At 72.1% G+C, this 10,075-nt stretch carries 11 protein-coding genes; 4 read left to right on the top strand and 7 right to left on the bottom strand.

Annotated features, from left to right (window positions below; all coding sequences use genetic code 11):
* The first annotated feature begins 20 nt into the window (after positions 1-20).
* The 4 genes from AB1460_RS10185 to AB1460_RS10200 all read left to right on the top strand — a co-directional run bounded on the left by AB1460_RS10185 (position 21) and on the right by AB1460_RS10200 (position 3,486).
* A complete protein-coding gene (locus AB1460_RS10185; protein WP_368960593.1) occupies positions 21-1,649 on the top strand; it encodes a sensor histidine kinase in 1,629 nt (542 codons plus the stop codon).
* On the top strand, positions 1,646-2,086 hold the full coding sequence (locus tag AB1460_RS10190) for a response regulator (protein WP_368960574.1): 441 nt from the start codon (positions 1,646-1,648) through the stop codon (positions 2,084-2,086). The genes AB1460_RS10185 and AB1460_RS10190 overlap by 4 nt, the downstream gene beginning before the upstream one ends.
* A gap of 167 nt (positions 2,087-2,253) precedes the next feature.
* Positions 2,254-2,940, top strand: a complete 687-nt coding sequence (locus AB1460_RS10195) for a TIGR03085 family metal-binding protein (RefSeq protein ID WP_368960576.1) — start codon at positions 2,254-2,256, stop codon at positions 2,938-2,940.
* Positions 2,941-3,003: 63 nt separating this feature from the next.
* The gene (locus AB1460_RS10200) at positions 3,004-3,486 is read left to right on the top strand and encodes an NUDIX hydrolase (protein WP_368960577.1); all 483 of its coding nucleotides are present in this window, start codon (positions 3,004-3,006) and stop codon (positions 3,484-3,486) included.
* Positions 3,487-3,584: 98 nt separating this feature from the next.
* On the opposite strand, the gene AB1460_RS10205 is transcribed toward AB1460_RS10200, so the two are convergent.
* The 7 genes from AB1460_RS10205 to AB1460_RS10235 form a co-directional block, all read right to left on the bottom strand.
* Positions 3,585-4,766, bottom strand: a complete 1,182-nt coding sequence (locus AB1460_RS10205) for a glycoside hydrolase family 26 protein (RefSeq protein WP_368960578.1) — start codon at positions 4,764-4,766, stop codon at positions 3,585-3,587.
* 550 nt (positions 4,767-5,316) lie between these two features.
* Positions 5,317-5,964, bottom strand: coding sequence for a cytochrome b/b6 domain-containing protein (locus tag AB1460_RS10210; protein WP_368960579.1), 648 nt, complete (start codon positions 5,962-5,964; stop codon positions 5,317-5,319).
* Entirely contained in the window at positions 5,951-6,610 is a 660-nt protein-coding gene (locus AB1460_RS10215; RefSeq protein WP_368960595.1) for a molybdopterin-dependent oxidoreductase, read from the bottom strand. Before AB1460_RS10215 ends, AB1460_RS10210 begins: the two co-directional genes overlap by 14 nt.
* A 140-nt stretch (positions 6,611-6,750) precedes the next feature.
* Entirely contained in the window at positions 6,751-7,566 is an 816-nt protein-coding gene (locus AB1460_RS10220) for an ABC transporter (RefSeq protein ID WP_368960581.1), read from the bottom strand.
* Positions 7,563-8,678 (bottom strand): ABC transporter ATP-binding protein, encoded by a 1,116-nt coding sequence (locus tag AB1460_RS10225; protein ID WP_368960582.1) that lies wholly within the window; start codon positions 8,676-8,678, stop codon positions 7,563-7,565. The genes AB1460_RS10220 and AB1460_RS10225 overlap by 4 nt, the downstream gene beginning before the upstream one ends.
* A 129-nt stretch (positions 8,679-8,807) precedes the next feature.
* Positions 8,808-9,458 carry a response regulator gene (locus AB1460_RS10230; protein WP_368960583.1) on the bottom strand — a complete coding sequence of 217 codons (651 nt, stop codon included), beginning with the start codon at positions 9,456-9,458 and terminating at the stop codon, positions 8,808-8,810.
* Positions 9,455-9,895, bottom strand: a complete 441-nt coding sequence (locus tag AB1460_RS10235) for a sensor histidine kinase (protein WP_368960585.1) — start codon at positions 9,893-9,895, stop codon at positions 9,455-9,457. Before AB1460_RS10235 ends, AB1460_RS10230 begins: the two co-directional genes overlap by 4 nt.
* Positions 9,896-10,075 lie beyond the last annotated feature (180 nt).

Here is a 10,075-nt window from a genome sequence, read left to right on the forward strand (position 1 = left end):
ACCGCTCCGTGCTCGCGGCGATGCGCGGCTGGCGGCTGCGCCGGCGCCTCGCGGCGGTCTACTCCGTGCTGTCGGTGGTCCTGCTGTTGGCCTCGGGGGTGATCGCCTGGTCCATGGTGCGGCTGGACGACGCCATCCACGTCCGCAGCGACGTCCTGGCGCCCATCCAGGTCAGCACGGTCCGGCTTGTCGCCAGCCTCGTCGACCAGGAGACGGGGATGCGCGGCTACCTCCTGCAGGCCGACGACTCGTTCCTCCAGCCGTACGAGGTGGGCCGCGCGGCGGAGACGGAGCTGCGCGCCAGCCTCGCCACCCGGGTCGCCGGGCAGCCGGTCCTGCAGCGCCGGCTTGACGTCCTGCAGCAGCGCATCGATCAGTGGCACCGCGACTACGCCGACCCGGCCATCGCCGCGGTCCGTGCCGGCGGTACCGACGCGTCGACCCTGCGCGACCCCGTCCTGGGCAAGGCAAGCTTCGACGCGGTGCGCCTCGCCGGCACCGACCTCGACGCCGCCGTCCGCGTCGCCGCCCTGCGGGCCCGGGACAACGTGACCGGCGCGGTGCGCACCCTGGTCATCTCGCTCGTGGTGGCGGCGGTGGCGCTCATCGTGCTGCTGGTCCTGATCTTCCGGGCGCTGCGGGTGTGGGTGACCCGCCCGCTCGGCGCGGTCGGGAGCGACGTGCGCCGGGTGGCTGGCGGTGACCTGGAACATGTGATCGCCAACACCGGCCCGCCGGACATCGAGGCACTGGTGTCGGATGTCGAGCTGATGCGGCTGCAGCTGCTCGGTGAGCTCGGCGTGGCCCGCAGCGCGCGGGCGTCGATCGAGTCGCAGGCGGAGATCCTGCGCCGCTCCAACCGCGACCTGGAGCAGTTCGCCTACGTCGCGTCGCACGACCTGCAGGAACCGCTGCGCAAGGTCGCGAGCTTCTGCCAGCTGCTGGAGCGGCGCTACGGCAACCAGCTGGACGAGCGCGGCACCCAGTACATCCACTTCGCGGTCGACGGCGCGAAGCGCATGCAGAAGCTCATCAACGACCTGCTGACCTTCTCCCGGGTCGGCCGCACCACCGAGACGTTCGTGGACGTCGACCTCGCGGAGGTCGTCCAGCGGACCGAGACGACGCTGTCGATCGCGCTGGAGAACAGCGGTGGTGAGGTGGTCGCCGCGGAGCTGCCGACGGTCCCCGGCGACCCGGTGCTACTCACCCAGCTGTTCCAGAACCTGATCGGGAACGCGGTGAAGTTCCACGGCGAGCAGCCCCCGCGGGTGCGGATCGAGGCGGTGGAGCGCGACACCGAGTGGGAACTGTCCTGCGCGGACAACGGCATCGGCATCGAGCCGGAGTACGCCGACAAGATCTTCGTCATCTTCCAGCGCCTGCACGGCCGGGACGCCTACGAGGGAACCGGCATCGGCCTCGCACTGTGCCGCAAAATCGTCGAGTTCCACGGGGGCCGCATCTGGCTCGACGGTACGGTGAGGACCGGAACCACCTTCCGCTGGACGTTGCCCAAGCAGCGTGCCGTGGCGCTGCCGTCCGACCTGGGCCTGCACCACGGCCCGCCGGTGATCCTGGCGCCGGCCCAGCCCGGTGCGCGCAGCGGCTCGCCCACCGCACCGTCGACATCAGGAGGTCCGGCGTGACCCACCCCATAGTCCCGGTCGAGGTCCTGCTGGTCGAGGACGATCCCGGTGATGTCCTGATGACGCGTGAGGCGTTCGAGGACCACAAGCTCAAGAACAACCTGAACGTGGTCAGCGACGGCGTGGAGGCGCTCGCCTACCTGCGGGGGGAGAAGCCCTACGTCGGCGCGGCCCGGCCGGATCTCATTCTGCTCGACCTCAACCTCCCGCGCCGTGACGGTCGGGAGGTGCTCGCGGAGGTCAAGGCGGACGAGCAGCTGCGGCGGATCCCGATCGTCGTCCTCACCACCTCCGAGGCGGAGGAGGACGTGCTGCGCAGCTATGACCTGCACGCCAACGCCTACATCACCAAGCCCGTGGACTTCGAGCGGTTCGTGGCGGTCGTCCGCCAGATCGACGACTTCTTCATCACGGTCGCCCGGCTCCCCGCCCAGTAGCCCGCCGGCTCCCCACGCGGCCACGACCCGGTGCCCGCGGGCGGCTGGGACGTCCCGTAGCAGGCCCGGAACGCTGTGGTATCGGGGTGACCCGGTCAGGCGGCGCACCGCGCCCGGCGGAGATCCGAAAAGCCGCCCCTCCCGGAGGCATGGCCTACAGTCACTCCATGGCTGCTGGGCGCGCAAGAGTGAGGCGGGAGATACTCGCGGATCTTCTCCGTGAACTCGGGCCGGCGAGCCCCACCCTGTGCACGGGGTGGACGGCGCACGACCTCGCTGCCCACCTCGTCACCCGCGAGCGGGTGCTGTGGGCCGGGCCTGGTCTGGTCATGGGCGCCCTGCACGGAATCACCGAACGCGCCGAGCGCGCCACGATGCGTGCCCACACGTACCCCGAGCTGGTGGAGATGTTCCGGGCGGGGCCGCCGCGGTGGCATCCGACCCGGTTCGCCGCCGTCGACGACGCCGCCAACCTGATCGAGTTCTACGTCCACACCGAGGACCTGCGCAGAGCCGCGCCCGACGGACCGGACGGGGGCCTCGCCGGTGGCAGCGCCGGGACTGTCTGGAATGCGGCGGAGAGCGACGCCGCCCCCGACCGGAACGCCATGTGGGCGTCGCTGCGCCTGATTGGCCTCGCGGGCTTCCGTCAGAGCGCGATCGGGGTGGTCGCCGAGCGCACCGATGCCCCGGGCCGGCTCACTCTGCGTCGCCGTGAGCCGGTGGTGGAGATCGTGGGACCGCCCGAAGAGCTCCTGCTGTACGCCTTCGGGCGGCGGGCTGCCGCCCGGGTCGAGCTACGCGGCGATCCCGAGGCCGTCGAGACGCTGGTCGGGGCTCCATCCGGAGTGTGAGCACGGGGGTCCGGTTTCGAGGCCTGGGCACGGCCGGCGCCCGCGGCTTGCGAAGCTTGCCGGGTGCCTGTCCATCGCCGCGCCGCGCGCGTCATCCTGCTTGATCCGCAGGACGCCGTCCTGCTCATCCGATCCCATGACCCGGACCTGGCCGCCGGCCCGGCCTGGTGGCATGTGCCGGGCGGTGGTCTCGACCCCGGCGAGGCACCCGCGGACGCCGCGGCCCGCGAGGTCGCGGAGGAGATCGGCCTGCGCATCGCCAATGTGGGTCCCTGCGTCGCCACCCGGACGACCCACTTCACCTTCCTCGGCACGGACTACGAGCAGGAGGAGTGGTACTACGTCGTTCGCCTGCCGGGCCGGGTCGAGGTCAGCGACGCGGACTGGAGCGATGTCGAGCGACGCTCAACCCTCGGCTGGCGCTGGTGGTCGCTGCCGGCGCTGCGGCTGACGGACGAGATCGTCTACCCCGGGAACCTGCCGGCCCTGATCGGCTCCTGGCTGGCGGCCGGGACACCCGACCAGCCCCACCGCCTGGAGCCCTGACGCATGGACCCCCGACACGGCGAGCGGGTCCCGGCGCCGTGTTCCGGTGCCGGGACCCGCTCGACTGCTGGACCTGCAGTGCTGCCGGACCCGCCGTCCTACCAGAGGGAGGCGTAGACCCCCGCGGAGTTCGGGTTCTCGTTCGGGCTGACCAGGGACGAGTGGACGTTGCCGGCCCGGGAGTCGTTGAAGTACGTCTCGTAGGCCAGGACGTCGGCGTTCGCCCGGAAGGTCTCGTACATCTTCTGGATGTAGACCGGGTTGTCCCCGCCGGCCTGCCCGGCCCGGCCCGCCTCGGTGTCCGACCGCCCGACCAGGCCCCACTCGGGCACGGAGAACTGCTTGCCGTGGTCGCGCGCGAACCTGATCGCCGAGCACAGGCCGACCGGTTTGCCGCACTGCTTGTCGAACTCGGCTGGGCTGGTGCTGGCGGGCCACTGGTCGTAGGTGTCAACGCCGATGATGTCCACGTACTCGTCGCCCGGGTAGGCCTCCCACGGGCTGGTGCTGTGCGCGTTCAGCGCCCAGTCGAACCGTGCCTGCGGGTTCGTGGACCGAACCGCGGACACCACCTGGCGGAAGCAGCTCGCGTACGCGCCAGGATTGCCGCGCACCGACCACTCGAACCAGTTCCCGTTGAACTCCCAGGCCAGGCGGACGATCGTCGCCGGTCGGCCCTTGCTGACCAGCCAGCGACCGAACTCGGCCCAGTGGCTGTTGTAGGCACCGGACGCGCACGCAGCCAGGCTTCCCTGGCCGGTCGGGTAGAACGGCTGGGAGATGACCCAGGTGCCCGGGAAGGTGGAGAACTTCTCCGGGCTGCCGCCCACCCACGGGTGGGTGATGGTCTCCCAGCTGCCACGGTCGGAGAAGGTCAGGACGACGTTCACCGGCGAGCCGCGCAGCGCTTCCCAGCTGCGCACCGTCGCCATCGAGTTCGCGTAGACGCCGCTCATGCCGCCCGGGACGCGCCCACCGCCGCCTCCGGCGGGCCGTTCGCTGCCGGCCGCGCCGAGCGCCGCGCGCGGCGCGGGTGGTGGTGGCGGCGCGGCGGTGGTCGGTGGCGGCGCCTGCGCGGTGGCCGTCGCCGGAACGGGGGAGGGGCTCAGGCTCACGACCGGCGAGGGCGACGCATCCGGGCCGCCGGTCGACGTGGTTCCCGGCGGGATCCTGCGCAGGTCACTGGGATCGATGGCCGAGGCCTCGACCACGGCCGACGAGTCGCCGTCGCCGCCTTCCGGCGCCAGCGTCCAACCGACGGCGACTGCGACAAAAGCCATAACGCTGAGTGACGCGATCCAGGCGGGGCTATGGGCGGAACGGCGCCGCCTGCGCGCGCCGTTGCGCGAATTCGGAGAGCTGGGCTGGCCCTCCGCACGATGTCTCACCGCGGACATCCCTCCGTGCCCGGCATCTGACGTGCCGGACGGTGTCGTTGTGGACCCCCCGGTCCCACCCGCTGACTCCTGAGCGGACGACCCTCCACAGCCTTGGCTGGAGAAACTCGTTCTGGCCACCCTGACGTGACTAGACAGTTGTGACGGGAGCCTACACGGAGGTGGATGGCCAGGTCGGCGGGGGGAGGGATCCCTTACGGACTGTGGTGCTGCGTGTCCGATGGTTGTTTCGGACCGCACCTTGTCGTCTGGACGACAAGGTGCGGTGACATTGACGTCATACCGCCCCTCTTGACAAGGAGCAGTCACCCGGTGTCACGCAGTCCATGCGCATGGTCACTCAGGGTCATTCGCTCTTCGGGGTCGTGCGTCCTCACCCGGGGAGGTCCTGGTCACTCCCAGCGAAGAAGAGGGGTGATGCGGCGGGTTGCGACTAGTCGGTGGAGTCCGGGTCCGGGTGCCAGGCGGGGTGTTCGCGCCGGGCCCAGGGCAGCGGAACCAGGCCGGTGCGCATGCCAAGCCGGGCTACCGGGTCGCGTGAGGCCATCCACAGATGGCCGCAGACTCCGAGGAAAAGGCCAAGGGCCAGCAGGTCGTGGACGAACGTCGCGCCGGTGCGGTAGCTGACCGGAAACGGACCACCGAACTCCATGAGTGCCCCGGTCCCGAGCATGACCAGGACGGAGCCCGCGACGAACGCCGCGTACAGCTTCTGGCCGGGGTTGAACTTCCCGACCGCCGTGGTGTCCCGACGGCGCGGCCGGGTCCGTAGCCAGGCCCAGTCGGCGGTGGTGAACCGGTCGAGCTCGGCGAGGTCACGCCGGTAGGCCGCGGAGACCGCCGCGGCCAGCATCGGTACCGGCAGGGCGAGCCCCGCGTACAGGTGCACCGCCGCCACCAGCGGCCGCCGGCCCACCAGGGTCGCCAGCGGTCCGAGGTAGAGCACGGCGGCCGTGGCCAGGCAGACGGCCGTCAACGCGGCCGTGCACCAGTGCGCCCACCGGGCCGCCAGCCCGAACCGTTCGACAACCCGCGGCGCCGGCTGGAGTGGGCCGGCGGCGGGACGATCAGACAGGTTCATCGTCCCGGCCGTTCGACCGGCCGATCCAGCCGTCGACGTCGTAGCCCTCCCGCTCCCAGAAACCGGGGGCGACCGCGGCAACCGCCTCGATCTCGGCGAGCCACTTGATCGACTTGTAGCCGTACATCGGTGCCACGTAGAGCCGGACAGGGCCGCCGTGGTCGTGGGTGATCGGGCCGTCGAGCATGGTGAGCGCGACGAGAACGTCCGGCCGGCGGGCCTGCTCGACCGTCAGGCTCTCGTCGTAGACGCCGTCGAAGGAACGGAAGGTCAGCGCTGCCGCACCCGCGCGGAGGCCGGCCGCGTCCAGCACCGCCGCAAGGCGCACGCCCGTCCAGCGGACGTCGGCCACCCGCCACCCGGTCACGCACTGGAAGTCGCGGACGAGTTCGGTCTGCGGCATCCGGGCGAGATCGCCCATGGTCAGGTCGAGGGGGCGGTCGACCAGCCCGTGAACGCGGAGCACGTAGTCCGCGGCTGTCCGCGTCGGGACGTGGCCGACCACCGAGTAGTAGCGGAACCCGCCGGAGGGGAGCAGTCCGGTCAGCCCGGTCGGGTCGTTCTCCCGCAGCGGTGCGACGAACCGTTCGGTGCTGCGCTGCAGGTCCGCGCCGACGACGACGCCGAGCGCCCCGAGCCCGAGCATGGCGAAGACCACCCGTCGCCCTACCGGAGCCCCCTCGGTCACACAGCTAGTGAACACCTCCCAGCTGTGGCTGCTCCATCCGTGTCTGCCCGCCTCTGTGCCCGGTCGGTGCAGGGCCGCTACCGAACCAGGTGCGTGCGTCAGGCGGTGACGTCGCGGCGGCTCAGGCTCACCGCCCCGAACGCGCCGGCGACCAGCGTGTAGCCCAGCGCGGTGAGCAGCGCCGGCGTGTAGGACGCGTCGGGCAGTCCGCCACGGCCCACGGCGTCGAAGACAAGGCCAGGTAGGACGGAGGTCGCGGTCCCCCAGGATTCCTGGACGATGTGTTCGACCGGGAACATCCACGCGATTCCGACCAGGAGGGCGGCCGTCGTCGAGCGCAGCGCGATACCCAGCGCGGTGCCGATGACAGCGAAGAAGACGGCGGCAAGCAGCGCGTTCAGATAGGCGCCGGCGGCGTCGCCGAGCGCGCTGGACGTCCACCAGGCTTCGGTCTCCACACCTCTGACCGCGGCCAGTACGGCGGCGGCGGCCACGCTCAGGCCGAGAGCCGCGAGCAGTGCCACCGCGACGGCGCTGAGCAGGACCCCGAGTCGGCCGGCCAGCCAGCCGAGCCGCCGGGGCTCCTTCAGAAACAGGGTGCGGAGCGTGCCCTGGCCGTACTCGGCGGTGATGCTGACCGCGAAGAGCACGAAGACGAGCAGGCCGATGAAGGTTGTGCCGCCGCGGAACCCCAGGATCAGCCCCTGCGAGGTCGCGAGCTGGTCGAGCGAGATGTCGAAGCCGACCGTTCCCGGACCGGGGGGCGAGGAGGTCGGATCGGCCAGCGTGATCGCCAGCACCGTCGACAGGACGGTCAGCAGGCCGAGCGCGGCCATGGCCAGTACTGTGGCCGGCCGCCGCAGCTTGATCAGCTCGGCGCGGTACGCGCGGACGACACAGTGCAGCGCGTTCATCGGGCCCCTCCGACTGTGCTCGGCGCGGCGCCCGCACGGAAGCTGTCGACCAGGCCCTGGTACCGCTCTTCCAGGCTGGCGCGCCGCCAGGTGATCTCGATCAGTGTGATGTCGCGGGCGTGCGCCGCACGGCTCAGGACCGCGAGGTTGCTGACCGCCTGGTCGCTCTGGTCGGGCCGGCCGACCTCGACGAGGAGCCGGTCGTCCAGCCGGTCGACGGGCAGCCCCAGGCCGGCGACCAGATCAGCCAGCATGCCCAGGGCGGCGGGATGCTCCGGGCGGAGCTCGACCTGGCTGGTCGCCGCGGCCATGAACCCGTGGGTCGGGCCCTGGTAGGCGAGCTGGCCCCGATCGAGCACGATGATCCAGTCGCAGATCTGTTCGACCTCGGCGAGCAGGTGGGAGGACACCAGCACCGTGCGTGAGCGTTCCCGGCCGCCGGGGGGCGCCTGGGCCAGGGAGCGGATCAGGTCGCGCATCTGCCGGATGCCCGCTGGGTCGAGGCCGTTCGTGGGCTCGTCCAGGATGAGCAGGTCGGGGTCGGACAGCAGCGCCGCGCCGATGGCCAGCCGCTGCCGCATTCCGAGCGAGTAGGTGCGGACGTCGTCGTCGCCCCGCCCGGTGAGCCCGACCTGATCCAGAATCTCGTCGGTGCCGGCGGGGTCCTGCCCGGCGAGCACCGCCAGCGAGGCGAGGTTGCGGCGCCCGGACAGTGTCGGGTACAGCGCCGGGCCTTCGATCAGCGCGCCGACCCGTGGGAGATAACGCGCCGGTGCACCCAGCGGTTCGTTGAGCACGGTGCCGGTGCCGGCGCTCGGGCGGACGAGGCCGAGCAGCATCCGCAGAGTGGTTGTCTTGCCGGCGCCGTTCGGGCCGACGAACCCCGCGACGACTCCGGCCGGGACGGCGAGGTCGAGGCTCTGGACCACCGTGCGGCGGCCGTACCTCTTTGTCAGCCCGCGGATGTCGATCGCTGGGGCCTGCTCGAAGGCGAGGTCTCCCGCCGGGGCGCCTGCTGCGGGAAGGCGGTGGGTGGGTACAGGGCGGGCTGGCGGATCGCCGTCGGGTGGGCGGGGCGCGGAGTGGGCCGGCGCCTTCGCTGTCCTGGTCATGGCCTCCACGATGATCGCCGCGGGCCGTCGCGTCGTCGGCCGTGGATCGTCATTCGGCTGCGTCCTGATGCGTGGGCCGGCCTACGCAGCCAAGCGCACACCCGGCCCGTGCTGCGTAGGGCGGGCGGTCTACCCGACCAGCCCGGCCTGGTTGGCGAGGACGGCGAGCTGGGCCCGGTCACGGGCGGCGAGCTTCACCATCACGCGACTGACGTGGGTACGGGCCGTCGCCGGGCTGATGACGAGCCGGGCGGCGATCTCCTCGTTGGACAGGCCCAGCCCCACCAGGCCCATGACCTCCCTCTCCCGGACGGTCAGGCTGCCCAGATCCACGTTCAGCGCAGGGTGGGCCGGCCGGCGGGCGAACTCCTCGATGACCCGCCGCGTGATGGTGGGTGAGAGGAGCGACTCTCCGGCCGCGACGACCCGGATCGCCCGCAGCAGGTCCGCAGGCTCGGCGTCCTTGAGAACGAATCCGGATGCCCCGTTGCGCAACGCCTCGAAGACGTACTCGTCGAGCTCGAAGGTGGTGACCATGACCACCCGCGTCGCCGCGAGGACCGGGTCGGCGGTGATCTCGCGCAGGGCGGCGAGCCCGTCCAGGCCGGGCATTCTGATGTCGAGCAGGAGAACGTCCGGGCGGGTGCGGCGCACCAGGTCGATGGCGGCCCGGCCGTTGTCGGCCTCACCGGCGAGATCGAGGTCGTCCTCGGTCTCGATCAGGACCTTCAGGCCCAGCCGGACGAGCGGCTGGTCGTCCGCGATGACCACCCGGATCATGGGGTCGACTCGACCCCGGCGGTTCGTGGCGCGCCTGGCGCGCCTGCCGACTCGGTGGCAGCGCCAGCGGTGGTCCGGCGGGCGGTGGGGCCCGGTCCGAGTGGCAGCTCGGTGTGCACGCGCCATCCTCCCGCTGCCCACGGGCCCGCGGTGAGGGACCCGCCCAGTTCCTCGACACGTTCGCGCAGGCCGCGCAGGCCATGGCCGACGGCGGCGACGAGCGTGGCGCCGTGCGAGCCGGCCGCCGGCGCCTGTGCGGGCCGGTCACGGACCTCGATCCGCAGCTGGCCGCCGGCCGAGTGGAGCGCGACCCGGACCTCGGCCGGGCCCGCGTGGCGCAGCACGTTGGTGAGGGATTCCTGCACAACCCGGTACGCGGCGAGGTCGACCTCGGCCGGCACGGCGCCCAGGTCGCCTGTGGTGACCAGCTCGACCATGGTGCCGCACAGCCGCACCTCGGCGATCAGCCCGGGCAGCCGGCGCAGGCCGGTGAGCGGGGTGCGCGGTGCCTCTCCCGCACCGGTGCCCGCGGGGCCGCCAGCAGGCGCGCCGGAGGGCTGTGCGCCGCTCCCGGGGCTGGGGCCTGGCCTCCGCCGTTGTCAGCGTCCTGTGCGTGG

The sequence above is a fragment of the Parafrankia sp. FMc2 genome (assembly GCF_041008525.1).
In the GTDB taxonomy this organism is placed as follows: domain Bacteria; phylum Actinomycetota; class Actinomycetes; order Frankiales; family Frankiaceae; genus Parafrankia.